This window comes from Bacillus sp. NMTD17 (assembly GCF_002998735.1).
GTDB lineage: Bacteria > Bacillota > Bacilli > Bacillales > Bacillaceae > Bacillus.
Genome location: NZ_PVRH01000001.1, coordinates 59,046 through 85,468 on the forward strand (window position 1 = coordinate 59,046; position 26,423 = coordinate 85,468).

The 26,423-nt window shown below is 42.5% G+C and carries 26 protein-coding genes, 4 tRNA genes and 1 other annotated feature; of the genes, 24 read left to right on the top strand and 6 right to left on the bottom strand.

The genetic code is table 11. The features are described 5' to 3' along the window. Positions 1 to 492: 492 nt before the first annotated feature. A complete protein-coding gene (locus C6347_RS00270; RefSeq protein ID WP_106031728.1) occupies positions 493 to 1,350 on the bottom strand; it encodes a hypothetical protein in 858 nt (285 codons plus the stop codon). Between the two features lie 108 nt (positions 1,351 to 1,458). On the opposite strand from C6347_RS00270, the gene C6347_RS00275 reads away from it, so the two are divergent. The 3 genes from C6347_RS00275 (at position 1,459) to C6347_RS00285 (ending at position 4,574) form a co-directional block, all read left to right on the top strand. After that, complete coding sequence (locus tag C6347_RS00275; protein WP_106042805.1) at positions 1,459 to 2,415, top strand: DUF4885 family protein; 957 nt, start codon at positions 1,459 to 1,461, stop codon at positions 2,413 to 2,415. Positions 2,416 to 2,666: 251 nt separating this feature from the next. Beyond that, complete coding sequence (gene dnaB / locus C6347_RS00280) at positions 2,667 to 4,031, top strand: replicative DNA helicase (protein ID WP_003214779.1); 1,365 nt, start codon at positions 2,667 to 2,669, stop codon at positions 4,029 to 4,031. 129 nt (positions 4,032 to 4,160) lie between these two features. Next, a complete protein-coding gene (locus C6347_RS00285) occupies positions 4,161 to 4,574 on the top strand; it encodes a VOC family protein (RefSeq protein WP_060597683.1) in 414 nt (137 codons plus the stop codon). A 34-nt stretch (positions 4,575 to 4,608) separates the two neighbouring features. Here the strand turns inward: C6347_RS00285 and C6347_RS00290 are convergent, their stop codons facing one another. Beyond that, positions 4,609 to 5,814, bottom strand: a complete 1,206-nt coding sequence (locus tag C6347_RS00290) for a cytochrome P450 (RefSeq protein ID WP_106071256.1) — start codon at positions 5,812 to 5,814, stop codon at positions 4,609 to 4,611. 106 nt (positions 5,815 to 5,920) lie between these two features. On the opposite strand from C6347_RS00290, the gene C6347_RS00295 reads away from it, so the two are divergent. The 4 genes from C6347_RS00295 (at position 5,921) to C6347_RS00310 (ending at position 9,533) form a co-directional block, all read left to right on the top strand. Beyond that, on the top strand, positions 5,921 to 6,532 hold the full coding sequence (locus C6347_RS00295; protein ID WP_223251415.1) for a TetR/AcrR family transcriptional regulator: 612 nt from the start codon (positions 5,921 to 5,923) through the stop codon (positions 6,530 to 6,532). A 216-nt stretch (positions 6,533 to 6,748) separates the two neighbouring features. Continuing rightward, positions 6,749 to 8,038, top strand: a complete 1,290-nt coding sequence (locus C6347_RS00300; protein ID WP_034660617.1) for an adenylosuccinate synthase — start codon at positions 6,749 to 6,751, stop codon at positions 8,036 to 8,038. Positions 8,039 to 8,174: 136 nt separating this feature from the next. Next, positions 8,175 to 9,308, top strand: coding sequence for a DUF418 domain-containing protein (locus tag C6347_RS00305; protein WP_106036346.1), 1,134 nt, complete (start codon positions 8,175 to 8,177; stop codon positions 9,306 to 9,308). A gap of 15 nt (positions 9,309 to 9,323) precedes the next feature. Then, positions 9,324 to 9,533, top strand: coding sequence for a hypothetical protein (locus C6347_RS00310; RefSeq protein ID WP_106071257.1), 210 nt, complete (start codon positions 9,324 to 9,326; stop codon positions 9,531 to 9,533). 30 nt (positions 9,534 to 9,563) lie between these two features. On the opposite strand, the gene C6347_RS00315 is transcribed toward C6347_RS00310, so the two are convergent. Further along, positions 9,564 to 10,088, bottom strand: coding sequence for a peroxiredoxin family protein (locus C6347_RS00315; RefSeq protein WP_106071258.1), 525 nt, complete (start codon positions 10,086 to 10,088; stop codon positions 9,564 to 9,566). A 342-nt stretch (positions 10,089 to 10,430) separates the two neighbouring features. Here C6347_RS00315 and C6347_RS00320 point away from each other — a divergent pair. From C6347_RS00320 to C6347_RS00370, 11 genes are all read left to right on the top strand, one after another. Beyond that, positions 10,431 to 10,506 (top strand) — tRNA-Lys (locus tag C6347_RS00320). Positions 10,507 to 10,512: 6 nt separating this feature from the next. After that, a tRNA-Glu gene (locus C6347_RS00325) sits at positions 10,513 to 10,584 on the top strand. A gap of 81 nt (positions 10,585 to 10,665) precedes the next feature. Continuing rightward, positions 10,666 to 10,742, top strand: a tRNA-Asp gene (locus C6347_RS00330). Positions 10,743 to 10,768: 26 nt separating this feature from the next. Beyond that, positions 10,769 to 10,841: transfer RNA gene (locus tag C6347_RS00335), tRNA-Phe, on the top strand. A gap of 346 nt (positions 10,842 to 11,187) precedes the next feature. After that, the gene (gene yycF, locus C6347_RS00340; RefSeq protein WP_034660610.1) at positions 11,188 to 11,895 is read left to right on the top strand and encodes a response regulator YycF; all 708 of its coding nucleotides are present in this window, start codon (positions 11,188 to 11,190) and stop codon (positions 11,893 to 11,895) included. A gap of 7 nt (positions 11,896 to 11,902) precedes the next feature. Next, the gene (gene walK / locus C6347_RS00345; protein WP_050944648.1) at positions 11,903 to 13,741 is read left to right on the top strand and encodes a cell wall metabolism sensor histidine kinase WalK; all 1,839 of its coding nucleotides are present in this window, start codon (positions 11,903 to 11,905) and stop codon (positions 13,739 to 13,741) included. Then, positions 13,731 to 15,110, top strand: a complete 1,380-nt coding sequence (yycH, locus tag C6347_RS00350) for a two-component system activity regulator YycH (RefSeq protein ID WP_060597680.1) — start codon at positions 13,731 to 13,733, stop codon at positions 15,108 to 15,110. The genes walK and yycH overlap by 11 nt, the downstream gene beginning before the upstream one ends. Further along, positions 15,097 to 15,960: a two-component system regulatory protein YycI gene (locus tag C6347_RS00355; RefSeq protein WP_060597679.1), complete on the top strand. Its 864-nt coding sequence runs from the start codon at positions 15,097 to 15,099 to the stop codon at positions 15,958 to 15,960. The genes yycH and C6347_RS00355 overlap by 14 nt, the downstream gene beginning before the upstream one ends. Positions 15,961 to 15,966: 6 nt before the next feature. Further along, positions 15,967 to 16,761: an MBL fold metallo-hydrolase gene (locus tag C6347_RS00360; protein ID WP_034660602.1), complete on the top strand. Its 795-nt coding sequence runs from the start codon at positions 15,967 to 15,969 to the stop codon at positions 16,759 to 16,761. 78 nt (positions 16,762 to 16,839) lie between these two features. After that, positions 16,840 to 18,030, top strand: a complete 1,191-nt coding sequence (locus C6347_RS00365; protein WP_374955721.1) for a S1C family serine protease — start codon at positions 16,840 to 16,842, stop codon at positions 18,028 to 18,030. A gap of 69 nt (positions 18,031 to 18,099) precedes the next feature. Beyond that, positions 18,100 to 18,564, top strand: coding sequence for a GNAT family N-acetyltransferase (locus C6347_RS00370; RefSeq protein ID WP_081311462.1), 465 nt, complete (start codon positions 18,100 to 18,102; stop codon positions 18,562 to 18,564). 39 nt (positions 18,565 to 18,603) lie between these two features. Here the strand turns inward: C6347_RS00370 and C6347_RS00375 are convergent, their stop codons facing one another. Then, the gene (locus tag C6347_RS00375; protein ID WP_066031483.1) at positions 18,604 to 19,485 is read right to left on the bottom strand and encodes an ABC transporter ATP-binding protein; all 882 of its coding nucleotides are present in this window, start codon (positions 19,483 to 19,485) and stop codon (positions 18,604 to 18,606) included. Further along, a complete protein-coding gene (locus C6347_RS00380; protein WP_060597675.1) occupies positions 19,486 to 20,175 on the bottom strand; it encodes an ABC transporter permease subunit in 690 nt (229 codons plus the stop codon). Positions 20,176 to 20,367: 192 nt separating this feature from the next. Then, positions 20,368 to 20,638: a binding site (T-box leader), on the top strand. Positions 20,639 to 20,748: 110 nt separating this feature from the next. Between C6347_RS00380 and C6347_RS00385 the strand changes: the two genes are divergently transcribed. From C6347_RS00385 to rlmH, 6 genes are all read left to right on the top strand, one after another. Further along, entirely contained in the window at positions 20,749 to 21,609 is an 861-nt protein-coding gene (locus tag C6347_RS00385; RefSeq protein ID WP_034660590.1) for an SAM hydrolase/SAM-dependent halogenase family protein, read from the top strand. A 14-nt stretch (positions 21,610 to 21,623) separates the two neighbouring features. Beyond that, positions 21,624 to 22,181 carry an ECF-type riboflavin transporter substrate-binding protein gene (locus C6347_RS00390; RefSeq protein ID WP_012011871.1) on the top strand — a complete coding sequence of 186 codons (558 nt, stop codon included), beginning with the start codon at positions 21,624 to 21,626 and terminating at the stop codon, positions 22,179 to 22,181. Between the two features lie 19 nt (positions 22,182 to 22,200). Further along, on the top strand, positions 22,201 to 23,916 hold the full coding sequence (locus tag C6347_RS00395) for an ABC transporter ATP-binding protein (RefSeq protein WP_106071259.1): 1,716 nt from the start codon (positions 22,201 to 22,203) through the stop codon (positions 23,914 to 23,916). Beyond that, positions 23,907 to 24,737 carry an energy-coupling factor transporter transmembrane component T family protein gene (locus C6347_RS00400; RefSeq protein WP_106071260.1) on the top strand — a complete coding sequence of 277 codons (831 nt, stop codon included), beginning with the start codon at positions 23,907 to 23,909 and terminating at the stop codon, positions 24,735 to 24,737. The genes C6347_RS00395 and C6347_RS00400 overlap by 10 nt, the downstream gene beginning before the upstream one ends. 161 nt (positions 24,738 to 24,898) lie before the next feature. Then, complete coding sequence (locus C6347_RS00405; RefSeq protein ID WP_066031484.1) at positions 24,899 to 25,069, top strand: CxxH/CxxC protein; 171 nt, start codon at positions 24,899 to 24,901, stop codon at positions 25,067 to 25,069. Between the two features lie 80 nt (positions 25,070 to 25,149). Beyond that, positions 25,150 to 25,629, top strand: coding sequence for a 23S rRNA (pseudouridine(1915)-N(3))-methyltransferase RlmH (rlmH, locus tag C6347_RS00410; protein WP_106071261.1), 480 nt, complete (start codon positions 25,150 to 25,152; stop codon positions 25,627 to 25,629). Between the two features lie 171 nt (positions 25,630 to 25,800). Here the strand turns inward: rlmH and C6347_RS00415 are convergent, their stop codons facing one another. Beyond that, positions 25,801 to 26,412: a DUF421 domain-containing protein gene (locus C6347_RS00415; RefSeq protein WP_106071262.1), complete on the bottom strand. Its 612-nt coding sequence runs from the start codon at positions 26,410 to 26,412 to the stop codon at positions 25,801 to 25,803. Positions 26,413 to 26,423 lie beyond the last annotated feature (11 nt).

Sequence of the window (26,423 nt, forward strand, 5' to 3'; positions counted from 1 at the left end):
AAAATGATTCTCAACTATCACGCAAGCAAATCAAATGATAATGGTTATCAATTATGAAGTCAAATGTTCATAAAGTTGTGTATTTGATATTTCAATCTTAATATTCAGAAAATAACAGACTAACTCACTAACAAATGATTTGAAATAGGGAATACCGGACCTTGTCATTTAAAAAGAGGAGAAATGTCAAAAGACCTTGACTGCCTCGGAATATTTACCATTTTCTTCTGTTTGATTCAGGAATAAATATAGGTTTTTCTTCTCGAAATAATTTTGAGGAAAAATGAGTCTATAGACCCCCTTATATTTTTAGGCAAAAAGAGGAGGATTTTGCAAAAAGCTGGTGATCATATCTCACAACTTATTCAATATCATGCGTAGCTGTTTTAAAAGTGGCGAAGTATAGCATCAAAAATGACACAATTAAAAAAGTAAGGGAATGTACCCTTACTTTTTGATCAATTGGTGAACATGTCTGTAAACACCATTAAATTAGAATCCATCTGTGACATCATATTCGTAACGGATATCGGCTTTGACATTGCTCATAGTAGATCTCGCTGTAGCTTTTGCGTTGTACTTAAAGTTCCATTTTTGAGCGACTTTTAATTCATCTTCAAGAGAAATACGGTAAGAACCGCTTGTTGCAGAAGAAAAAAGTGATGTGTACCAAATATTACTTTCACTAGCCATCAGTTTGTGTGTGACATTCCCTTGGTTGGGTGTTTGGGTACTAGTTGTCGTAATCGATTTAACTACAGCACGTTTAGGAACTGTGGAATTATTAGTTAAATCCATTGTAATGACTGAAGAATCAACTCCTAAAAAATTTAAAGAAGAATTCCCCAAGTTGGTAGAAGTCCCCGTAAAATTGAATGTCCCATTCCCAGATTTAATACGATCTTGAATGGAAACAGTAAAGTACATATTCCCTGTATATGTACCACGGGTCACTTTCACAAAATAAGTCTCTGAAGTTGATGTAACTTCACCAGTATTAGCAAAAATAAAAGGCGTTACTGAATCAGGATTAATAACTTCGGACCCTGTCCTAGAATATTTAGAATTATACACCTCGATATTCATCCCTGTATATTGCTTATTATAAGAACTTCTGACATAAACTCTTTCACCTTTATTGATCGTAAACTGATAATACGCTTCATTTTCACCTTCAGGTAAGATTGTTGTATCTGGACGACTATTTTTCCAATATCCCATTGAACTTGCTGTGTTAGGACTGTTATTCCCTGTAATAGCTGCTTCCGCAGAATTAGGTGCAAAAAAACTAGTAACAAGCACTAATACCAATGCAGGTAATAAAAAACGTTTGAAGATAGTATTTGTCATATTTTAACCCTCCTTGTAATAATTACTATATCGGATCAAAACTAACAAATTTTAACTGAATTGCCGATATATTTAATAATCACTATTTTTTTAAAAAGGAGAATCAAAATGAATATTAATACGTCATACACGGCAGGTGCTTCAAACAATCAGAACCGAATCGACTATAAAGGTCAATCAGCTATTAAAAGTACAAATGAGGTGATGACCGAAGCTGATAGACGGATGAAAATACTAGATGAAAAATACGAAAAAATAAATGAACAAAATAAACGATTCAAAGATCCTCAAGACCATATATATAATAAGTATAGAAACCCTTATTCTTCTTATTTCAGAAGTGATCTAACAAAACCGGAAAGAGAAGCTGCTTACATTATGGAAATGAGTTGGGCAAGGAATAATAAAGGAGGTCAATATGACTTTAATGACGCCATCTTCCGTAATGAAAAACGGTACGATCCTACCCAAGAAAGCGTAGAGAAAAAAATATTCAATCGGCAAAAGGTCAACGAACAATTGCAAGATTTATTCTCTAAAAACGGTATAACCATTCCTAAAAACACAAATTTAACTTTTACCATTGACCCAAATCATTTCAAATTATTGGTGAGTGGTTCAACAGACGAATCGCTGACCAAACAAATAGAAGACCTATTAAATACAACCAACAATACAAGAGAATTATTTTTCCACATCATGAAAAGCAGATCTGACGATTCTACTCAATTCACGCCTGATTCTCTTGCCAAATTCCACCTTGTTAATCAAATCAAAACGGTCACAGGCTACAATTTAAAAGATTTAAGCATTGTAAACGGTCAATTTGTAACGGATAACGGGAAGAATATTTTTGATATATACAAAGAAGAACTCCTGAAAAATCCATACACAGCAGAAAATGCACGCATTGCCGCTTCACATTATGGTGCACAGCTATTTGATCTAGCCAAAAACGGGATTGATTCAATTCCCGATTTGGTGTTATCTATTGGTTATCAAAACGGGTCTTTACAAGACATTGGGCAAAAAGAAAATTATGGAGTTAAGAAAACGATAGATTAAAAAAACGCATTCGAACATGCCATGTTGGAGCGTCGATCACATGTGTGAACTACAACAGATAAAAATCCGATACAGAAGGACTCTATAACAATTTATGTTACAGAGTCTTTTCTATTGAAATGCGTTGGTTGGCTGTTCAACGAAACATCCTCATGGTAATTTTGACTATAGTCGATGTTTTTCACTTTTTTATTGATGAAAATGTTAAAATGATGAGTAGCGTATTTTTATATGAAAGGACGGTGCTTGGCATGACGGAACTTCTCGATGACCGGCTGCCGCCGCAAAATATAGAAGCCGAGCAGGCCGTATTAGGTGCTGTTTTTTTAGAACCATCTGCGCTCACGCTCGCTTCTGAGGTATTAATTCCAGAGGATTTCTATAGAATGTCGCATCAAAAGATTTACAATGCGATGCTTGTACTTGGTGATAGAGGGGAACCGGTCGATCTTGTCACGGTGACTTCTGAACTTGCCAATACAGATTTACTAGAAGAGGTAGGCGGGATTTCGTATTTAACCGATATTGCGAACTCTGTCCCAACTGCCGCAAACATTGAATACTATGCAAAAATTGTAGAAGAGAAATCAATTTTAAGACGTCTGATCCGTACGGCGACAACCATTGCACAGGATGGGTACACGCGTGAGGATGAAGTAGAGGATCTGTTGAGTGATGCTGAAAAGACCATTATGGAAGTGGCGCAGCGTAAAAACTCAGGAGCCTTCCAAAACATTAAGGACGTTCTTGTTCAGACATATGATAATATTGAACAGCTTCATAACCGAAAAGGCGATATCACAGGGATTCCAACGGGATTCTCTGAGCTTGACCGGATGACTGCTGGATTCCAGCGAAATGACTTAATTATTGTCGCGGCTCGTCCATCAGTAGGGAAAACGGCTTTCGCATTGAACATCGCACAGAATGTTGCGACCAAAACGGACGAAAGTGTCGCCATCTTTAGTTTAGAAATGGGAGCTGAGCAGCTAGTTATGCGTATGCTTTGTGCAGAAGGGAATATCAATGCACAGAACCTAAGAACCGGTAATCTGACAGAAGAGGACTGGGGCAAGCTGACAATGGCGATGGGCTCGCTATCAAATAGTGGGATTTTCATTGATGATACACCAGGAATCAGGGTAAGTGAAATTCGCTCGAAATGCCGCCGTTTGAAGCAAGAAAACGGTCTTGGCATGATCCTGATTGACTACTTACAGCTCATTCAAGGGAGCGGACGATCAAGCGATAACCGTCAGCAAGAGGTTTCTGAAATCTCTAGGGCGTTAAAATCGCTAGCAAGGGAACTTGAAGTTCCGGTTATTGCTTTGTCTCAGCTTTCACGCGGAGTAGAGCAGCGTCAGGACAAACGTCCAATGATGTCTGATATTCGTGAATCAGGAAGTATCGAGCAGGATGCCGATATCGTGGCATTCCTTTATCGTGATGATTACTATGACAAAGAATCAGAGAATAAGAACATTATTGAAATCATCATTGCCAAACAGCGTAACGGTCCAGTTGGTACAGTATCACTGGCGTTCGTCAAAGAATATAACAAATTCGTCAATCTGGAAAGAAGGTTTGACGATGCGGGTGTTCCGCCCGGTGCTTAAAGCCCAGCTCAAGAAGCTGGGCTTTTTTTGATGGATCTACATCGAAAGAATGATTGAAAAACGGTCGAAATGAGGAGGAGAGGGAGAGAGAGAAATCGTATACTAAAAGGAGAAAAGGAGTGATGACTGATGAAATTTCAACAGTTCGAAGCCGCTCAATTACGCATCGCACGTCCAACCGTCAACATGGAAGAGGTTGTTTCTTTTTATGAAAAAGGCTTAGGGCTCAAACGAATAGGTTCATTTGATCAGCATGAAGGATACGATGGTGTGATGCTGGGGCTTCCTCAACAGCATGTTCATTTAGAAATCACCAAACATGAAGAAGAAGAGAGCCTGCCCGTTCCGCATCCAGAACAGCTGCTTGTTTTTTATATTCCTGATGAACAGGAGTTTCAGCAGATGAAAGAGAGACTGATCTCATTTGGCGGACGGCAAGTCACCTCTACGAACCCATACTGGGATCGAGGAGGGGCAACCATTGAAGATCCAGATGGATATCGAGTTGTGCTCATGAACACAGAAGGAATTACCCCCGTTTAAAAAAGACTCCCATGCTTGGTGGGAGTCTTTTCTGTTATGAACGAAGTGTGACGCGCAGCTTCAGCTCTTTCAGCCCATACATGCCGCTGTTTGTCATCGGCATATAGGAGAGGAGCTCTAGTGACTCATATCGGTCCAATAAGGCCTTGATGGCAGTACATGCTTCCAAGCGGGCAAGTGGTGCGCCAAGACAGAAATGGATGCCGTGCCCGAAACCAATATGAGGGTTAGGGTGACGGTGTATATCAAATTCATGTGCGTTTAAAAATTGACGCTCATCCCGGTTGGCAGAAGCAAGAAACACAATCACATTGTCTCCCTTTTTCAGCACTTTTCCCCCAAGCTCTGTGTCTTCTGTGACATAGCGGACGATCGTAGGAGCGGGTGCACGGAAACGGACGGCCTCCTCCACAGCACGCGGGATGAGCTCAGGTGATTGAACGAGCGCTTCATACGCACCCGGCTGTTCTAACAAGCTGAAGATCATATTGGAGATCAGGTTGGTGGTTGTTTCGTTGCCAGCTAAAAGAAGAAGATTACAGAATGGAATTAATTCATCCGCTGACAGTTTGTCTCCATTCTCCTCCGCTTGAATAATGAGAGAAATCAAATCTTCACCGAGGTTGTGACGTTTCCTTTCAATGATGTCTGCAAAAAACGCCATCATGTCAGCCTCTCCTTGGTCCCGAATTTTCTGCCATTCAGCGACATCCTCCTCATCTTCACTTTTAGGCATACTGACGAGAATATCAGACCATTCTTTAAAGGATTGTTTATGCTCTGACGGTACACCTAAAAGCTCTGCAATGACAATGACAGGAAGCGGATAAGAGATGGCTTGCACTAGGTCAATCTCGTTTTTCCCTTCTATTTGTGCCATGAGTTCCTCCATCAATTCTTGAATACGCGGCTCCCACAATTTCATGACTTGAGGTGTAAAGGCTTTGCTCACAATGGAGCGGATTCGAGTGTGTTTGGGCGGGTCCATCATCACCATTGTTTTCATCAATGAATGCTTCCGCTGGTCTTTAGGAGGCTGACTAGAAAAGGTATTTTTATCGATTGTCACACGTTTTGCTTCCTCATAGGTGAATACACTCCATGTTCGGCTGGCTTCGTCAAAATGAACAGGTGATGTCTGACGCATGTTGGCATACCAATCAAATGGGTTATACGGATCCTGCTTGTTTTTTCCTCTTAATAACGCTTTTTGCACGGCAGTTGGTGTAGTTGTTTCCATGATCATCACTCCTTATAGGTTGTCAGATGCTTCCTTTTTTTCATTGTGTTAGATTAAAGTTAATTCATCAGCCTTGAGGATTCAACCAACAGAAAAGCGGAATCTGTTGAAGTTCATAGGAAGGGGAGAATGGCTTGTGGCGGACTGCTACAGAGGGGATAAGCGTGCAACGGAATCGAAGCAGCAATTAAGAAAAGCGTTATTTCAGTTATTAAGAGAAAAAGAGTGGGAGAAGATTTCTGTACAGGATTTGACGAAAGTGGCGGGCATCCACCGCACCACCTTTTATCAGCATTATGAGGATAAATTTGATCTTGCCCAGCAGGTGATGGATGAGATGTTTGATGTGATGAAATGTGCCATTTTTGCTCCTGTACAAGAAGATGATGTGAAAAAAGAGCATGCGTCTTATGTGTATATTTTTCGATTTTATCAGCATTTGCAGGAACATGAAGAGGAGTATCAAATTCTTTTGAAACGAGGACGAGAGCTCAATATTCATGAAACGGTTCGTGCTTTTTTTGAAGAAAGCTTTTCTATGGGGTTAGAGGAAATCGCAGGCTCAAAGCCTCATCCACATCTCGTTCCAATCGACATGCAGCAGCAATTCGTCATTTCTGCTTATGTTGGAACAGCAGAATGGTGGTTGAGGACAGGGAGACCGTACTCACCTGATTTTATGGCAAGCTCGATGATTCATTTAATTGAAAATCAATAGAAATTAGGAACCATCAAAATAGTTGTTTTTACTCAAAATCTCCCTTTTTAAGCGCTGAAGAAGTGATTAAAGCGCTTTTTCTCATAATTAAAACGAACAAAATTTGATTTCGAGATATTAATGTTCGGATTTCGCGTTGACTTTTTCGTTTTGCATTGATAAAATAAATGTGTTTGAAAGAGATAACGTTTTGAAAGGTTAACGGAGGTGCACGATATGTCTTCAGTAGTCGTAGTAGGTACGCAGTGGGGTGACGAAGGGAAAGGGAAAATTACCGATTTCCTTTCAGAAAATGCAGAGGTGATTGCCCGTTATCAAGGGGGGAACAATGCAGGTCACACGATCAAATTTGATGGAGTGACTTACAAGCTACACCTCATTCCGTCCGGTATTTTTTATCAAGAGAAAACTTGTGTCATCGGTAATGGAATGGTGGTTGATCCTAAAGCGTTGGTCACTGAGCTTGCGTATCTTCACGAACGGAATGTGAGTACAGATAACCTCAGAATCAGCAATAGAGCCCATGTGATTCTGCCTTACCATTTAAAATTGGACGAGGTGGAAGAAGAGCGGAAAGGGGCTAACAAGATCGGTACGACGAAAAAAGGAATCGGACCAGCTTATATGGACAAAGCAGCTCGTATCGGTATCCGTGTCGCAGATCTATTAGATCGTGAAGTATTTGAAGAGAAGCTTGCACGTAATCTAGAAGAGAAAAATCGTCTTTTAGAGAAAATGTACGACACAGAAGGCTTCAAGATTGAAGATATTTTAGACGAGTATTATGAATATGGCCAGCAAGTGAAAAAATATGTCGTGGACACATCTGTTGTCTTGAATGACGCACTAGATGAAGGCCGCCGTGTGCTATTTGAAGGAGCACAAGGCGTTATGCTTGATATCGATCAAGGGACATATCCATTTGTCACGTCATCTAACCCAGTGGCTGGAGGAGTGACGATTGGTTCTGGTGTAGGACCAACGAAAATTCAACATGTGGTCGGCGTGTCAAAAGCGTACACAACACGTGTTGGAGATGGCCCATTCCCGACAGAACTCCATGATGAAATTGGCGATCAAATCCGTGAGGTTGGCCGTGAATACGGTACAACAACTGGACGTCCGCGCCGTGTTGGCTGGTTTGACAGTGTCGTTGTCCGTCATGCTCGCCGTGTGAGCGGGATTACAGATCTATCTCTTAACTCAATTGATGTACTGACAGGGATTGAAACATTGAAAATCTGTGTCGCTTATAAATTGAACGGAGAAATCACAGAAGAATTTCCAGCAAGTCTAAATGAACTAGCGAAATGTGAGCCTGTCTACGAGGAAATGCCAGGATGGACAGAGGATATTACAGGCGTGAAGAATTTAAGCGAACTGCCTGAAAATGCCCGTCATTATTTAGAGCGCATTTCACAATTAACAGGTATTCCACTTTCCATTTTCTCAGTCGGACCAGATCGTTCCCAAACGAACGTTGTCCGCAGCGTGTACCGTCCATAATAATAGACTGATCAGACACCAGTAAAATTGCACATTTTACTGGTGTCTTTTTGTTTAAATATTTCTTAATTTCAGTAGAACAGGCTTCCGATCATTACCAAAATATGATAACTGTATAGGGGGAAGGAGCGTTCTAGTGAAAGAAAGAATAAGATTATTAGATATTTTACGAGGTTTTGCCATATTAGGCACATTGGGAACGAACGTCTGGTTTTTTGCGTATGCAGGGGATACCTTTGCGACAGATCAGATTGCAGATGAATATGAACATGGCAGTTTTCTAGAAAGCCTTGTTTCCATGTTCGTCTATGGGAAAATGCTCTCACTGCTCACAATCATGTTCGGTGTAGGGCTAGAGCTGAAATATCAGCAGGCCAAAAGAAAAAACATGCCTTGGCCAGGTACATATTTATGGATTCTTTTATTTTTATTTATCGAAGGCTTTGTCCATTTTGCACTTGTGATGGAATATGATGTGCTCATGAGTTACGCTGTGACCGGTTTGCTTGTGGCATTTATTGTACGAGGAGGGAGCAAGCGCATCAAAAGAGGCATGATGTTCTCTGGAGTCATTCATTTGCTTGTTCTGTCCTGTCTGATGGTGTTCTCCCTCTCTGAAATGGAGACAGAATCGTATGATCAAAGCAGTGAACCGGCGCTGGAAGAGCAGCTGCCAGAGACATGGATCTCGCAGGTTCAAGAACGATTACAACACTTTTTCATGTACCGTGAAGAAGCGATCTTTATCATTCCAATGAACACATTTCTGTTTTTATTAGGTGTGCGGATGATGAGAGCCGGTGTTTTTTATGCAAACGAACGCGGGCAATCTCTACGGAAAATACTATTCCGAGTCGGTCTGTGGGTGGGTCTGCCGCTGAATGCACTTGTCTTCGTTCCGAACGAACTAGTGGAATTCGTTGTGCGCTATGCGTTTTCGCCATTCCTTTCTCTTTTCTATATCGCTGTCATTGCGAAGCTCCTGGTTCACACGGAATCATGGTTCATGTGGAATTGGTTTGAATATGTAGGGAAAATGGCACTCAGCTGTTACATCCTGCAAAATATCATCTGCTCGGTTCTTTTTTATAGCTGGGGATTGGGTCTTGGCGGACAAATCAACGCCCCTCTTATCGTATTGGCATGGCTGCTCATTTCACTTCTGCAAATTGCCATATCAGCGTTTTGTCTAAAGGTTTGGAGAATGGGTCCGATGGAATATATTCGTTTGCGGGCACTTCGCCGGGTGACGATGAAGAAGGCAGCATAAAGGGGAATAGCTACAATGTTTTTTAAAAAAATGACGAAAAGAGAACAAGCGAATTCACATAAAGCAGCTGTATCAGCGTTTGTCTTTTATCTTCTCGCATTAGGAGGACATGCGCTGTACTCGTATGTCGAAGGTGACAGACCACCCGTCACTTTTGTGATTCTCATGGCGGGTCTTCTTGTGTTTTTCGCCGCAGACTGGCTATTTAATAAAAGACAATCATAAAAAAAGAGCCCTCATCATGAGGGTTCTTTCTTATTTCATGCTTTTATATTGACCTTTTAAGTTTTTGCGGATGTACTGAATGATTTTGCGCAGTTCGTTGGCATGCGGTCTGCCAAACGGACTTGTTTGTCTTTGCTGATAGAGGACTTGGCCCTTTTCATTTAATAAGAAATAGGCAGGTTCCCCGTGCACTCCGTGATCTTCATAAGGAGCATCTTCTCCGTGATAGTGGACTTCATATGCTTTTAATGAAGTAAGATCCTGGTCAGACATGATCGGGAAGGACAGCCCCTCTTTATCCGCAAAATCTTTCAAGTCATCAGGGTTATCCGTTGAAATCGTCATTAAGTGGATATCCTTGTCTTGAAAGTATGATTGCTGCTGTTCGAGCTCTTTTAATTCTTCTACACATACTGGGCACCATGAGCCTCTAAAGAAGACGATGAGGTGCCAGCTTTGATGCTCCTCTAAATGTTTGTCGAAATCAATGTGATCGCCCTGTATTGTTGGAAGTGAAAAGTTGGGCATTTTATCTCCTAATTTGAATGAACTCATACTGTTTCCTCCTTTTTCAATGACAATGTCACTTGTTTCATGTATAGCCATTTTTGAGCGGCCTGAAACGTGTCTATGTGTTTGAATAGGCAGAGATCATCCGAAAAGACGTGTAAAATGAAGGCGGTTGCAGAAGTGGAGGCTTTGAAAGCAGATTTGACATCCGACACTTTTTTTAAAAAAATGTCGAAAAACGTATTGCCATATGTAATTACTCTATGATATTATAAATCTCGTTGTTGCAAAGGTCTCTGAAACTTGTTAGGATGCGATGTTCCAGCTTTTTTAAAGCGATTGGTTTGACGCAATACGGCTTCTTCAGATTCACTTTTCACAAACCGAGAGCCATTAGCTCAGTTGGTAGAGCATCTGACTTTTAATCAGAGGGTCGAAGGTTCGAGTCCTTCATGGCTCACCATGTATTGGCCCGTTGGTCAAGCGGTTAAGACACCGCCCTTTCACGGCGGTAACACGGGTTCGAATCCCGTACGGGTCATTGATTTACTTTAGCGTTAAGCTAATTTTTCCTCACTTGCTTGAAGGAGCACCACGATTGCTTTTTCGGGCAAGTTACTGAGGTCCGGTAGTTCAGTTGGTTAGAATGCCTGCCTGTCACGCAGGAGGTCGCGGGTTCGAGTCCCGTCCGGACCGCCATTTATACATATTCATCTTTTGATGATGGCTCGGTAGCTCAGTTGGTAGAGCAACGGACTGAAAATCCGTGTGTCGGCGGTTCGATTCCGTCCCGAGCCACTTCCAAACGCATCTGCAATCGCAGGTGCGTTTTTCTTATGAAAAGAAGGCATAAAAGGGAGAAGCCGGACCTAGGTAGGGCCCGGCTCCATAAGAAGAAGACGTTACATCTATATAGACGATTGGTGACTGGAAAAGTTTCAATAAAAAAGGAAAAAAGCCATCAATTTTTTTGAGAGGTGACTTCCTATTCAACGTTTACTAGAAAAGAAAGCCGTTATTATTTTTATCTTTGCCACGTAAAACGTTATAATAGACAGTGAGCCTTTTTTGCTCAAACGAAAAGGCCTGATGAGAGATGCAAAATGGAATGACATAGATGCTAAAAATGCAGGAGGAAATCACAATGGAAAAAAAGATTCTTGTCGTAGATGATGAAAAACCGATTGCTGATATATTGGAGTTTAACTTAAGAAAAGAGGGCTATGAGGTTCATTGTGCATATGACGGAAATGAAGCCCTTGAAATGGTAGAAGAAATCAAACCGGACATCATTCTGCTCGACATTATGCTGCCGAACAAAGATGGCGTTGAGGTATGCCGTGAAGTGAGAAAAAAATATGACATGCCGATTATCATGCTGACAGCAAAAGACTCTGAAATTGATAAAGTCATCGGTCTTGAGCTTGGCGCAGATGATTATGTGACGAAGCCGTTTAGCACGCGCGAGCTGCTTGCCCGTGTGAAAGCGAATTTGAGAAGACAAATTGCTGCGCCGCAGACAGAGGAAGAATCTGAATCAAATGATATTGAAATTGGATCACTTGTCATTTATCCAGATGCGTATGTGGTGTCTAAGCGTGAGGAAACAATTGAATTGACGCACCGTGAGTTCGAATTGCTTCATTACTTAGCGAAACATATCGGACAAGTTATGACACGTGAGCACTTGCTGCAAACCGTATGGGGCTACGATTATTTCGGGGATGTGCGTACAGTGGACGTCACAGTCCGCCGTCTTCGTGAGAAAATTGAAGACAATCCTAGCCACCCGAGCTGGATCGTGACACGACGAGGCGTTGGCTACTATTTAAGAAACCCAGAGCAGGACTAAGATTCTTATGAATAAAGTAGGTTTTTTTCGCTCGATTCACTTCAAATTGACCTTAATTTACGTGCTGCTGATCATTGTCGCCATGCAGATCATTGGCGTGTACTTTGTGAAGCAGCTAGAGCAGTCCTTAATTAATTCCTATGATAATTCCTTGAATCAGCGAATCTACTCGTTATCGTATTACCTAGAACAAGATTCATCGAAAAGCAAGGCAGAATTAAAAGAGGATGCTCAAAAGATATTAAACGACTTTAACAACAAAGATGAGTCTAATGAAATTTCTGAAGTCAGCTATATTGACGAAAGCAGAGAGGTCATTGCCTCTGTGAATAATGGCAGTCAGGAGATTGCCGGGAAGAAAATCACTGATCAAATCATTAGCCGTATTTTTGCGGTCGGCAAAGACTATGAAAAGAAATTCTATGACCCAGAATCCAATAAACGGGTGCGTATTTCTGCGACAGCCGTGAAAAATGAAAACCAAGAAACCGTCGGTGTGATTTATGTTGTGTCTTCGATGGAGAGCGTGTTTAACCAAATGCGAACCATTAACACTATTTTGGCGACTGGCACACTGATCGCACTTGGGACGACCGCACTGCTTGGTATCTTCATCTTTAGAACAATCACTCATCCTATTTCGGATATGAGAAAGCAAGCGATCGAGCTTGCCAAAGGGAATTTTTCCAGGAAAGTCCGAAAATATGGACATGACGAGATCGGCCAGCTTGCGACAACCTTTAACCATCTGACGAGAGAACTGGAGGAAGCGCAGCTGATGACGGAGGGTGAGCGGAAAAAGCTTTCTTCTGTCATTGCCTATATGACGGATGGCGTCATCGCCACGAATCAAAACGGTGCGATTATTCTATTAAACAGCCCCGCATTAGAGCTGTTAAATGTTTCACGTGAAACAGCTCTAGAGATGCCGATTACGTCCTTACTGGGCCTCGAGGACACGCATACATTTGAAGATTTAGTCGAAAATCAAGATTCCATGCTGATAGAAATTGAACGCGAAGATCAGCTGTCTGTTTTGCGTGTGAATTTCTCAGTCATTCAGAAAGAGCATGGGAAGATTGATGGTTTAATTGCGGTCATTTATGACGTCACAGAGCAGGAGAAAATTGATGCAGAACGCCGTGAATTCGTCGCAAACGTATCACATGAGCTACGCACACCGCTGACGACGATGCGAAGCTATCTTGAGGCACTGGCCGAAGGGGCAATTGGTGATAAAGAGCTTGCGCCAAGGTTCCTCAGTGTCACGCAAAATGAAACAGAACGCATGATCCGGCTTGTTAATGACCTGCTGCAGCTGTCTAAGTTCGACAGCAAGGATTATCAATTCAACCGTGAGTGGACGAATTTTATCAGGTTTATCTCATTGGTCATTGATCGTTTTGAAATGACGAAAGAGCAGCATGTCGAGTTTATCCGCAATCTGCCGCAGCGTGAAATATACGTGGAAATTGATCAAGATAAAATCACACAGGTGCTCGATAATATCATTTCCAATGCCATGAAATACTCCCCAGAGGGTGGACATATCACGTTTACCGTTGATCTGGATGAGGAGAATGGCCTTGTGTTATTCAGCGTCAAAGATGAAGGGATCGGTATTCCGAAGAAGGATATGGATAAAATCTTTGAACGTTTTTATCGAGTGGATAAGGCGAGAACAAGAAAGCTTGGCGGAACCGGCCTAGGACTTGCGATTGCAAAAGAAATGGTTCAGGCTCATGGCGGAGATATTTGGGCTGACAGCATTGAAGGAAAAGGAACAACGGTGACCTTTACCCTTCCGTACAATGAAGAACAAGAGGATGATTGGGATGAAGCGTGAGACCTTTAAAACCATAATATTGACAATCCTAATTGCAATCAGTCTTGTGTTTACGTGGAATATTTGGATGTTCCAGCCCGTCATGCAGGACCAGGCAGATGCCGGCACACAGGTCGTGGAAACGAAGAAGATTTCAAGCGATGAGCCTAGAAGTCTCATTGATGTCGTGAAGCCGCGCGAGATGTTCATCCATTCAAATGGGGAGCACTTTAAAGTCGATCAAAAGGAACTCTTTCAAAACTTCTGGAATGATGTGAGCCTTTGGGATGTCAAAGAGATTTCGGATGTGTCGGATCAATATTCTGAGCAGAGATTTAAGAATTTCTTCTATGGAAGCGGAGGACAGGGGAAGACATTGGATCTTGTGTTCAATGACTCGATTCCGATTGATATTTTCCAAGCGCTGTTTAAATGGCCGAATAAGTCCATTGAATACAACTCGTTTGATCGGATGATTGTGCCGTTCTCCCAGCAGGACAAGGCCAATAAGAAAGTCTATTTGGTTTCATACAGCAAGGAAACGGTGCTTGAGCTGACAATAGAATCCGCTAACTATCGGAATCTAATGGACAGTATCTCAGCCGCTCAAAACGAGATGCCGCGCTACGATCTCTATACATTCTCAGCGAATTCTAAACGAGATTTCCTCCTTCCGAGAAAGCAAAAGCAGCTTGAAGCGAAAATGTTCTTTATCGAAACGATTAAGACAAGCAAATTCAAGGACGCTCTGTTTACGGACCCGAGTCTTGTGGGCGAGGAGTCTAATTTAAATCGGACAGTGTACACAGATGGCACAAGCCGTCTTGAAGCCAATCAAAAAGACCACCGCATCCAATATCAGCACCGCAATATCAATTCCAGCACCGTTTTCCAAACGGGGGATTTGATCAAGCGAAGTGTGAAGTATTTCAATGATACGGGGAGCTTTACCGATGACTATCAATACTTTGGCATCAACAGCAACCAGCAGCTTTCCTTTAATATGTTTATGGATGGTCTGCCGATCGTCAACAGTACAAAGCATCCATTTGGGATGACCTCTCTTGAAGTACAGTGGGCGAATGATGACATCTTGAATTACAAGCGTCCAAACTATATTCTAGGCAACAAAGCGAGTCAGAGTGAACAGGTCAAGCTGATGAACGGGACAGAGCTGAAGGACTTAATCGTCAAGCAGACGAAATATGATGACCTGGAGAAAATTGAACAAATTTTCCCGGCCTATCAAGCTGCTTCAACCGCATCAGATCAAGATCAAGCGATGTTTGTCTGGCTGGAGCCAGTATGGTGCATGAAATATAATGGCAAAACCGTGATACTATCGCATGATTTGTTGACAGAGGGGAGCGAGAATAATGGAGTGGAATAAGACCAAAACGATCTTTATCCTAGCCTTTCTCGTTCTCGATATCTTTCTAGGTTTTCAATACTTTGAAAAACGATCAACCGATCATTTTGCGATTATCGAAAAAACGGATACGCTGGAAGAAATGAAGGCAGATGGGATCAAATATGGCAATCTATCAGATGAAGCGAAGATTGGATACCGCATTACAGCTGAAAAGAAGCAATATACGAAAAAGGATGTCGACGGATTAGCTGATCAAAAGGCGAAAAGCACATTCCCGAAAACGGACAAAGATGATCCTGTCACACTGCTTGAGATGACCTTCAATAAACCCGTTGCATTGCCAAAAAAGGATATAAAAACAGCGGCGACAAACCTCGTAAACCAGCGTTTGCTGGATGGGAAGAATTATAAGCTGTGGAGTATTGATGAAGAGACAGGGAAGATCGTCTTTTTCCAAACGTATAAAGGGAAATACATCTTCCAAGAAGGCCTTGATGACACCGAAACCATCGGGAAAATCACCTTAGATGTAAACGATCAAAACGAGGTCGTGTCGTATCAGCAGTCGATGGTGACGTCGATTAATGAAGTGAGAAAAGAAACCCTTGTCCCAGCCCTTGAAACCGTGAAGGACTTATATACACAAAACATGCTGAGCCAAAACACGACCGTGAAAAAGGTAGAACTTGGCTACTATACGCAATACCCGGGTGCAAGCACGCAGGTCATGGTGCCTGTATGGCGAGTCGAGCTTGAAGGCGTATCAGTTAGTTCAAAGAAAAAGACAGAAGAAGAATATTTGATCAATGCCATTGATGGCTCAACACTTGATCATATAGAGAAAGATGACAAATCTTCAATGGAGTGAGAGAACATGAGCTTGCAGTTCAGTGTACTAGCGAGCGGAAGTACGGGGAACGCTTTTTATTTAGAAACAGACGAGCATGCCTTTTTAGTGGATGCTGGATTAAGCGGCAAACAGATGGTCGAGCTGCTTGGTCAAATCGACCGCAAGCCTGAAGACTTGGACGGCATTTTTGTGACACACGAGCACTCAGATCATATTAAAGGGCTCGGTGTCATGGCAAGAAAGTACAAGCTCCCTGTCTATGCAAATGCGAAAACATGGAAGGCGATGGAGTCTCATATCGGGAAGATTGACACAGAGCAAAAATTCCACTTTGATATGGAAACCGTCCAATCCTTTGGTGGTCTCGATGTTGAGTCCTTTGGCGTCTCACATGATGCGGCTGAGCCCATGTTTTACGTGTTCCATTATGGAGGGCGTAAACTTGCCCTGATGACGGATACAGGCTATGTGAGTGATCGTATGAAAGGCATCATTCAGTCAGCCAATACGTTTGTATTTGAGAGCAATCATGATGTCGGTATGCTGCAAATGGGCCGATACCCGTGGAGCATTAAGCGCAGAATTCTGAGCGATGTCGGACATGTATCAAATGAAGATGCCGCTCTTGCGATGACAGATGTGATTGGAGATGCGACCTCACGCATTTATTTGGCTCACTTGAGTCAAGACAACAACATGAAGGATTTAGCCCGTATGGCGGTCCAGCAGACGCTTGAGATGAAGGGCTTTGTTGTCGGGGATGGCTTTGATTTATATGATACGGACCCGAAAAAAGCAACCCCGCTTTGCGCCGTATGATTTTTACAATCGTATGATTAAGATAAGAGCTTCTTACCAACACTATATACATCATCTATTCACTGAAAGGAAGGAAACATAGTGGATTATCGCGATGTAGAGTGGAAGCCGAGACGAAGCAGAAAAGGATATTTCCTATCTGGTCTGATCGGTGTATTGGTAGGAGCTTTTTTAATGGGATTCTTTTTCCCCTATGTGTCAGGACAGAGCGGCAGTCCCTTTGGGTGGCAGCAGAATGGAGATGGGCAATCAGCACAGGGCCCTTTAAAGACCGTCAATGTGAACGTCAATGATGCGGTCACGAAAGTCGTATCTAATATGTCGGATACGGTTGTCGGCGTCATTAATATCCAAAAGTCGAGCTTTTGGGAAGAAGGCGGGGAGGCAGGCAGCGGGTCAGGTGTGATTTATAAGAAAAAGGGTGATACCTTTTATATCGTGACCAACCACCATGTCATCAAAGGAGCCAACCAGCTTGAAGTGAGCCTTCAGGATGGGACAAGAATTGGTGCCAATCTTGTTGGAAGCGATCAGCTGATGGATTTAGCGGTTCTCACCGTCAAAAGTGATAAGATCAAGAAGACCGCCGCCTTTGGCAATTCAGATCATGTGAAGCCAGGTGAGCCAGTCATCGCCATTGGAAATCCGTTAGGGCTTGAATTCGCGGGCTCTGTCACACAAGGTGTCATTTCTGGAACGGAACGTGCGATTCCTGTAGACTCGAATGGGGACGGACAGGCGGATTGGAATGCGGAGGTACTGCAAACAGATGCCGCCATCAATCCAGGCAACAGCGGTGGTGCCTTGATCAATATGGACGGAAAAGTGATCGGCATCAACTCAATGAAGATTGCTGAATCAGAGGTAGAAGGCATCGGGCTGTCTATCCCGGCGAATCTAGTCATCCCTGTCATAGAAGATTTAGAGCACTACGGAGAGGTGAAGCGTCCGTATCTAGGCGTTGGCATGAAATCATTAGCAGATATTGCGAGCTATCACTGGCAGGAAACGTTGAAGCTGCCATCTAAAGTCACATCAGGGGTTGTCGTGATGAGTGTCGAGTCTTTGTCTCCAGCGGGAAAAGCGGGACTAAAAGAGCTGGATGTCGTCACCTCCTTTGATGGCAAGAGTGTACAGAATATCGTAGATCTTCGTAAGTATTTATATCAAAAGAAAGTCGGCGACAAGGTAAAGATGGAGTTTTACCGAAGCGGAAAGAAAAAATCAGTAGAGGTCAAACTTTCTCAAACCGACCGATTCGGCGGATGACCAGTTCCTTGATGGGACTGGTTTTTTTCGCATGCTCATCATATGATTGAGGAAAGGGGGCGGTACGAATTGGTTACACTACAACCAATGTCACAAACGGATTACGATGTATTGATGGAGAAGGCCATTCAGCGGTACGCAGAAGAAAAGGTACTCGCAGGGACATGGGAAAAGGAAGAATCACTTGCAAACGCCGAAGAACAATTTGATCGGCTGCTTCCCGAAGGTCTGCAGACAGAGCATCATGAGCTATGGAATTTCTTGAACGGGGAAGAAGCGATTGGCTGGGTTTGGCTTTGTTATAACCCGAATCACCCTCAGCAGGAAGGATTCATTTATAACTTTATTTTATTCGAAGCTTATCGAGGTAAAGGCTTTGCAAAGCAGGCCATTGCTGCATTAGAGGAGCAGGCAAAGTCATTAGGAGTGCAAAAACTCTCGCTCCATGTCTTTGCTCACAATCAAATCGCCCGTTCACTGTACGAGAAGACCGGATTTGCAGAAACCGGAATCTATATGAGTAAACCTTTATAAAAAAGAAGAAGTACCGTGCGGATCGCGTACGGTACTTTTTTATGAAGTGCTCATGGCATCCTGAGCCGTGACTCTGTATAAATCGACTTTGCATTTCACGAAAGCGCGGATGATCGATGGGACTTGGGCTTCTGAACGAATCAACAATGAGGTCTCGTCATCACTGATCACAAGATCTGTTCCGACAGTTTGTAAGTACTGCGTGAGAACAGGTTTCACCTCATCATCAATCCACGCATGCTTGAAGGTTGCACGTATGTTTGAGGATGTGATGGTTTTTTCTTGAGGATGAGTATGGGGGGACACTAATTTTCCTTCAGAAATGAATGCCGTTTTGGTACAAATACTATTTGTGAACCTTGGGCGGTCAGCCGTTAAAAAGACGGTTTTCCCTTCATGTTTTAACGTTTCAATGACCTGCTGGATGTGCAAGATCGAATCAGCATCAATATCGGCAAAAGGCTCGTCTAGTAAAATAAATTCGGGCCGATGGGCGATGGCCTGCGCCATTCCGAGCCGCTTCTTCATACCAGGTGTGAAGGTACCGACCTTTTCCTGATGATAGTGATGTAAACCGACAAATTCGAGCAGTTCTTCATAATCACTCGTTTTCTGGCGTGTCCCGGTGATTTTGGATAAGTAGGCAATATGTTCAAGTGCCGTGAGCCCTTCATATAAATCCGTATATTCAGGCAGAACACCGATATGCTGCCTCACCTTTTTTAATGAAGGCATATCCATCATCGTAAACGTACCAGAGGTTGGCCGGGAAATTCCCGTAATGATATTGAAAAACGTCGTCTTACCAGAACCCTTAGGTCCAATGAGTCCGAAGATATCGCCTTGATTGACATCAAGGGTAATGTGATCTATCGCGACTTTTGTCCGATATTTTTTTGTGAGCTCTTTTGTATGCAGCATTTAGACATCCCTCCTTTGAAATAGGAGTGCTGTTCCAATGAGTAATACAACGGTTAATGCTGTATTCATGAGTACATAGGTCAGCGGTTCACTCAAGCGCGCATAATAATAAGGCGTCATATATTGGAACCAATGAATCAATCGTTCTGAAGAAAGAACAGATATCATACTGACGATCGGGAAAAGAAAGGAAAACAACATCCCAACAAACATTGATTTCTGCGGTGTTGGAAAGAGCATGGACAAAAATAAAGTACATGAGATACCGACACTGATAAAGGTTAAGATTTTTAACGCATCAGAGAACAGAAAACGATGTGAAATCACCATATTCAGTACGTAAGTCGTCATAATGCAGCTAAGCCAAAACAGCATCAGCCCAAGATATTTTCCGATAATAATGTTCAAACGGGTTGTTTTACTGACGAGAAAACGGATGGTTTTCAAATGAATTTCTCGGCTCAAAATATCGTGAGACAATAAAAAAATAAGGAAGAAACCAAATAACGACATCACCAGTTCATTCCCAATAGAATAAGGATCCTTTGCCTGCTCCCATTTGTCCTGATGAGCAGCAATAAACGGAAGAGTTGAAACAAAAGTAGATAAAATGAAAATAATAACAATTGTTAAAATGGATTTTGTGCTTTTGAAGAGCTGCTTAAACTCATTCATACAGATGGTCCACACACGCTGTACCTCCCTTCATCTTTATTATACCGCTAGAAAGAAAAGACACCATATCTCGCTCTTTAACATTTGTTTAAATTTTATAAAAAGAAGACTCTTCCAGCATCAGTTGACTCACTTTTGAAAATGTTCAGAAAAATATCTTGATTTATCAAAAAACATCATGTATGATAGCTTTAATTCAAGATAGTTAAACAGGCAATGACGAGAGAAAGTACAATCATCAATTTTTCCACAGAGAGCTTCGGCAGCTGAAAAGAAGCAAAAATAATGATTCGAAAAATGGTCTCTGAGCCTCGTGCTGAACATATCTATGATATTAGTAGGACACGACGAGAGTTGGTACTCGTTATCAAAACCACAGTATATGAGCCAGATTGGAGCTTTGTACTTGTAGAGGCTGTTTAGCGCGAGCAAACAGTAAATAAAGGTGGTACCACGAGACAAATACCTCGTCCTTATGATTCAAAGATAAGGATGGGGTATTTTTTATTGTCCACTTTTTTCATACAAATGTTCAAATGTTCCACGTGAAACACCACATCCATTTTTTCAAATGAAAGGGAGATTGACATGAGTGAACATGCATTGGTTTTACAATCAGATTTCGGCATTGATGATGGAGCAGTCAGCGCAATGTACGGAGTGGCAAATACGGTGAGCAGCAGGATCCGCCTTTTTGATTTAACACACAATATACCGCAGTATGACATTTGGGAGGCATCTTACCGCCTGCTCCAAACCGTCACATACTGGCCGGAAGAGACGGTATTCGTTTCCGTTGTTGACCCAGGCGTTGGGTCAGAAAGAAAGAGTCTTGTCGTCAAAACCACCAGCTCGCACTATATCATTACCCCAGATAACGGGACACTCACGCACGTCGCGCAGGATATTGGCATTGTGGAAGCCCGTTATTTAGATGAAACCATTAACCGGCTGCCGAAGTCGGGAAAATCACATACATTCCACGGGAGAGACATTTACGCATATACAGGGGCGAGAATCGCTTCAGGTGTGATTTCTTTTGAAGAGGTTGGGCCAAAGGCGAATATTGATGATATTATTCACCTTCCAGTCGTACAGGCGTATGCGAAAGAAGAAGTCATTACAGGAACGATTGATATTTTAGACGTGAGGTTCGGAAACCTATGGACAAACATTCATCACACGTTATTTGAACAGCTTTCAATTAATTACGGCGATGCAATAGAAGTTACCATTGCCAACGGGCCGAAAAATGTGTATAAAAATATCATGACCTATGGACGATCTTTTGCCGATTTAAAGGTAGGCGAACCACTCGTATATGTCAATTCACTCGATCATTTAGGCGTGGCGATCAATCAAGGGTCATTTGCAAAGGCTTATAACATCGGTACAGGCACAGGCTGGCGCCTTTCGATTCGCAAAGCTCCGCGCATTATATACGAATAAGAGGAGGAAACATCATGGCAGGTAAACAACTTTCAACGAAAACTGTCGTTGCCATCGGAATTGGCGCAGCCGTCTTTGTCATTTTAGGACGCTTCGTCTCCATTCCAACTGGGATTCCGAATACACAAATTGAGACATCGTACGCATTCCTTGCATTAATGGCTGTGCTTTTTGGTCCTGTTGCAGGCGCACTGATTGGGTTTATTGGTCATCTCATTAAAGATGCCACCACATTCGGCCCTTGGTGGAGCTGGATTATCGTTTCAGGTGTTGTTGGGTTATTGATTGGCTTCATTTCTAACCGTTTAAAAGTAGAAGAGGGCGACTTTGGCTGGAAGAAGATCACGCTTTTCAACGCCGTACAAGCAGGTGCGCAGGCATTAGGCTGGTTTGTCATTGCTCCTGTACTCGACATTGTGATCTATGCAGAACCTGCGAACAAAGTATTTGTTCAAGGCATCGTGGCAGGGATCTCGAACATCATCACAGTCGGTGTACTAGGAACCATCATCATTGCGGCTTATGCGAAAACGAGAAGCAAAAGCGGCAGTCTATCGAAAGAAACATCATGAAGCAAGGTGGAACACATAAATGAAGAAACCGATGATTCAATTCGAACATTTCGGATTCAAGTATCGCAGTCAGGCAGAACCGACATTGAAAGATATCAACCTGACCATCTATGAAGGGGAAAAAGTCCTCATCGCAGGCCCGTCTGGATCGGGAAAAAGTACGCTAGCCCATTGTATCAATGGGCTAGTTCCTGCGTCTTATAAAGGTTCTATAGAAGGAAGTCTTCACATCGGCGGGAAAAATGCAGAGAAAGAGAACATTTTCTCCCTTTCACAGCTCGTCGGAACGGTGCTGCAGGACCCTGATGGACAATTTATCGGGCTGACCGTTGGAGAAGACATCGCGTTTGCTCTTGAAAATGATCAAGTCACACGCGAAGAAATGAAAACACGTGTCGAAGAAGCGGCAAGATTAACAGAGGTAGACGGCAAGCTGGCATCGTCCGTGCATGAGCTGTCAGGCGGTCAAAAACAACGTGTTGCCATTGCGGGCGTACTTGTCAACGATGTCGACATTTTGCTGTTTGATGAACCACTTGCAAGCCTTGATCCGTCTACAGGCAAAGAAGTGATCGATCTTATTGATCGACTGCAAAAAGAAACGAAAAAAACGGTCGTGATGGTCGAGCACCGGTTAGAGGACGTCCTCTTCCGTCATGTCGACCGCATCATCGTCGTCAATGACGGCACGATTGCAGCGGATATGACACCAGATGAATTGCTCGCCTCAAATGTATTAGAAGCGGCATATTTGCGCGAGCCTTTATATGTAAAGGCCATGAAATATGCAGGCATTCCAGTTACACCGGGAGATCAGATAGCTAATTTACAGCATCTCACCTTAAATGACGAGGAAAAAGAGAAAATCGAGCAGTGGATGGAAGCGTCTGAGCCGTCAGTAGAGCAGATTACAGCGCAGGATTTACTAGAGGTGCGTGAGCTGAGCTTTGACTATCCGACAAGACCAAACACGCTGAGCAACATCTCCTTTACCGTCAAAAAAGGAGAAATGATCAGCATCGCAGGAGCCAATGGCGCAGGCAAGACGACACTATCCAAGGTGCTCTGCGCATTTGAAAAGCCAACAAAAGGGACAATTCATCTAAATGGCGATGACATCACAGAAGACACAATCAAACAGCGTTCTGAACGAATCGGCGTTGTCATGCAAAACCCAAATCAAATGATTTCAAAACAAATGATCTTTGATGAAGTCGCACTCGGTCTCGTTTTAAGAGGCGTAAAGGAAGACGACATCAAAGAACGGGTGGAGCGGGTTCTAAAAGTATGCGGCTTATATCCATTTCGGAACTGGCCGATTTCAGCCCTCAGCTTCGGACAGAAAAAACGCGTCACCATTGCATCAATTCTTGTATTAGAGCCAGAAATCATCATTTTAGATGAGCCAACCGCAGGACAGGATTTTAAACATTACACAGAAATGATGACGTTTTTAGAGCAATTAAATCAGCAGGGTGTCACGATCTTCATGATCACCCATGATATGCATTTGATGCTCGAATACACGACAAGAACCATTGTCATTTCAGATGGAGAAAAAATCGCAGATGATACCCCAGCCAAAGTGCTGACAGATCAGCTGCTTGTCCAAAAGGCGAGCTTAAAGGAAACGTCGCTGTATGAACTGGCGCTGAAAGCAGACTGGCCGAATCCAAATGAACTCGTGGATCGCTTCATTGAGGTTGACAGAAAGGAACGAATGACATGGCTGTAGACATGCTGTCCTATATCGATCGCCCGTCGCCGATTCATCGGCTGACAGGGGCAACCAAACTCATTTGCTTTATCCTCTGGTCATCCGCAGCGATGCTCACGTATGATACAGGCATTTTAGTCTTTATGCTAGCCGCCAGTATCGTATTCTTTCAGCTATCGAACGTGCGATTTCGTGATATTTCCTTCGTGGTGATTGTCCTGGCGATTTTCCTAGTCATCAACAACATCGCCATTTACATTTTTGCGCCCCAGCAAGGAGTTGCCATCTACGGAGCAAAGCATGAGCTGTTTCATATTGCAGGCTGGTACAACGTCACACTGGAACAGCTTTTCTATCAATTGAATATTACGCTGAAATATGTGACCGTCATGCCAGCAGCGCTTTTGTTTATCGTCACAACGAATCCAAGTGAATTTGCCTCATCGCTCAGCCGAATCGGGGTCAGCTACCGGATTTCCTATGCTGTCGCGATTGCCTTACGCTATATTCCAGATATTCAGCGGGAATTTCGAACGATAGCGATTTCTCAGCAAGCAAGAGGAATTGATTTATCGAAGAATGAAAAACTGGGGAAACGGATTAAAAATGCGCTGTCGATTGTGATGCCGCTCATTTTCTCCAGCTTGGAGCGGATTGAAACGATCAGCAATGCGATGGAGCTGCGCGGATTTGGAAAGCATAAAAAGCGCACATGGTTCACGGCGAAAGACTTTCAAAAAGCAGATTATGCTGCGTTATTGTTTGTTGGTGTGGTACTCATCGTGTCGCTAGTGATTACATTTGTTAGAGGAACAAGATTTTATAATCCATTTTTATAGAAAGAAGCCTTCACAGAAGTGGAGGCTTCTTTGTTTGGTTTGTGGATAAAAGGTGTGGGAAATGGCAAAAGACTATTAACATGTGAATAAATCGGTTATATTGAACAATGAGCGAAACACTTGTGAATAACCAGACAACATATTGGAGGAATAAGAAACTTATGAACAAAACATTATATGCTTGTGCAGAACACATAGAAACCGTATTAGACATGTACATAGATGATCACGAACAGCCACCAGAATTCAGAAAAATCGAACATACACACAGTTTATCCACAACCTGTGAATTGTGCGATGAACCTGCAATATATATAGTGGGGAACGAATGATCGGACACAAAATACACAAATTTTATCCACAATTGTTGATAACTTATATGAATAACTTGTTCTTAAGGTGGGGATGACCTGTGAATATATCAATTATCACAGTAGGAAAATTAAAAGAGAAATATTTAAAGCAAGGCATTGCCGAATACACAAAACGATTACAGGCATATGCGAAAATCGACATCATTGAGCTCGCGGACGAAAAAGCACCCGAACACCTCAGCGATCAAGACATGAAAATCATCAAAGACAAAGAAGGCGACCGCATCCTAAGCAAAATCAACCCAGACGCCCACGTCATCGCCCTCGCCATCGAAGGAAAAATGAAAAGTTCCGAAGAATTAGCCGATACAATAGATAAGCTGGCAACATACGGAAAAAGCAAAGTATGTTTCGTCATAGGCGGATCCCTCGGATTAAGCGACGCCGTCATGCAGCGTGCGAATGAGAAACTGTCATTTTCGAAGATGACGTTCCCGCATCAGTTGATGAGATTGGTGCTGGTGGAGCAGATTTATCGAGCGTTTCGGATTGTGCGGGGGGAACCGTACCATAAGTAAGTGAGGAATGAGAAGAGTAAATTTAGCTGAGGGTAATCTGTGCAGTTGATTTTTTAATGCTTAGACATTGACATAGCAGGAAAACAATATTCCGTTTTCCTGTTTTATCTCCAAGAGGAAAGACGAGATCGACCCCAAATCATGTTCAAGTTGAAATATTTATAATTGCTCTTAATCCAGATTCTCTTTAGGTTTTTCTTTATGTTTTCTGTTTTTGACCTCAGTAAATAAGTTATCTGACATGATTGTTTGAGTTTTTGATGATCCATTCTGAGGACGGGATTGGTTTGATTCAATTAGTGATTTGAGCATCTGAATATCCTCCTTAGTAGCATATTGTTTATCAGACTTTAACATATATCCTAACTGACCGTTCGCTTCTATTGTTGCCCATTGTAAGTCAGTGAAATGCTGAATGTTCTCCTGCCTCATTCGTACTTCAAGCATATCAACAGTTAACCGCAGCTTTTTTAAATTGCTTTCATTAATTTGGCCGTTTTCGACTACTAGAAGTGATTTTCCATAAACAAATGTCTCAAAAACATTGTATTTCAAAGCGATATACTCAATAAAAAGAAGTGTAATTACCATCAAAAATGTAATCACCATTGTAATCCAGATGTTCCTGTCACCCACAGGTTGAATAATCAATGATCCGACTGCTATCATCATGACAGTCTGAGCTACCGTAAGCTGTGAGATTGATTTTCTTCCTGCTAACCTCAAAATTATGACTCCTCCTACGACAACGACAATAGCTTTCCATATGAAGTGAAAATCCATAAGCAATCCCC

What these genes read in the sequence shown, in the direction of transcription:
- C6347_RS00270 (WP_106031728.1), bottom strand. Translation starts at nt 1,350, where the DNA reads ATGACAAATACTATCTTCAAACGTTTTTTATTACCTGCATTGGTATTA.
- C6347_RS00275 (WP_106042805.1), top strand. Translation starts at nt 1,459, where the DNA reads ATGAATATTAATACGTCATACACGGCAGGTGCTTCAAACAATCAGAAC.
- dnaB (WP_003214779.1), top strand. Translation starts at nt 2,667, where the DNA reads ATGACGGAACTTCTCGATGACCGGCTGCCGCCGCAAAATATAGAAGCC.
- C6347_RS00285 (WP_060597683.1), top strand. Translation starts at nt 4,161, where the DNA reads ATGAAATTTCAACAGTTCGAAGCCGCTCAATTACGCATCGCACGTCCA.
- C6347_RS00290 (WP_106071256.1), bottom strand. Translation starts at nt 5,814, where the DNA reads ATGGAAACAACTACACCAACTGCCGTGCAAAAAGCGTTATTAAGAGGA.
- C6347_RS00300 (WP_034660617.1), top strand. Translation starts at nt 6,749, where the DNA reads ATGTCTTCAGTAGTCGTAGTAGGTACGCAGTGGGGTGACGAAGGGAAA.
- C6347_RS00310 (WP_106071257.1), top strand. Translation starts at nt 9,324, where the DNA reads ATGTTTTTTAAAAAAATGACGAAAAGAGAACAAGCGAATTCACATAAA.
- C6347_RS00315 (WP_106071258.1), bottom strand. Translation starts at nt 10,088, where the DNA reads ATGAGTTCATTCAAATTAGGAGATAAAATGCCCAACTTTTCACTTCCA.
- yycF (WP_034660610.1), top strand. Translation starts at nt 11,188, where the DNA reads ATGGAAAAAAAGATTCTTGTCGTAGATGATGAAAAACCGATTGCTGAT.
- walK (WP_050944648.1), top strand. Translation starts at nt 11,903, where the DNA reads ATGAATAAAGTAGGTTTTTTTCGCTCGATTCACTTCAAATTGACCTTA.
- yycH (WP_060597680.1), top strand. Translation starts at nt 13,731, where the DNA reads ATGAAGCGTGAGACCTTTAAAACCATAATATTGACAATCCTAATTGCA.
- C6347_RS00355 (WP_060597679.1), top strand. Translation starts at nt 15,097, where the DNA reads ATGGAGTGGAATAAGACCAAAACGATCTTTATCCTAGCCTTTCTCGTT.
- C6347_RS00360 (WP_034660602.1), top strand. Translation starts at nt 15,967, where the DNA reads ATGAGCTTGCAGTTCAGTGTACTAGCGAGCGGAAGTACGGGGAACGCT.
- C6347_RS00375 (WP_066031483.1), bottom strand. Translation starts at nt 19,485, where the DNA reads ATGCTGCATACAAAAGAGCTCACAAAAAAATATCGGACAAAAGTCGCG.
- C6347_RS00385 (WP_034660590.1), top strand. Translation starts at nt 20,749, where the DNA reads ATGAGTGAACATGCATTGGTTTTACAATCAGATTTCGGCATTGATGAT.
- C6347_RS00390 (WP_012011871.1), top strand. Translation starts at nt 21,624, where the DNA reads ATGGCAGGTAAACAACTTTCAACGAAAACTGTCGTTGCCATCGGAATT.
- C6347_RS00395 (WP_106071259.1), top strand. Translation starts at nt 22,201, where the DNA reads ATGAAGAAACCGATGATTCAATTCGAACATTTCGGATTCAAGTATCGC.
- C6347_RS00400 (WP_106071260.1), top strand. Translation starts at nt 23,907, where the DNA reads ATGGCTGTAGACATGCTGTCCTATATCGATCGCCCGTCGCCGATTCAT.
- C6347_RS00405 (WP_066031484.1), top strand. Translation starts at nt 24,899, where the DNA reads ATGAACAAAACATTATATGCTTGTGCAGAACACATAGAAACCGTATTA.
- C6347_RS00415 (WP_106071262.1), bottom strand. Translation starts at nt 26,412, where the DNA reads ATGGATTTTCACTTCATATGGAAAGCTATTGTCGTTGTCGTAGGAGGA.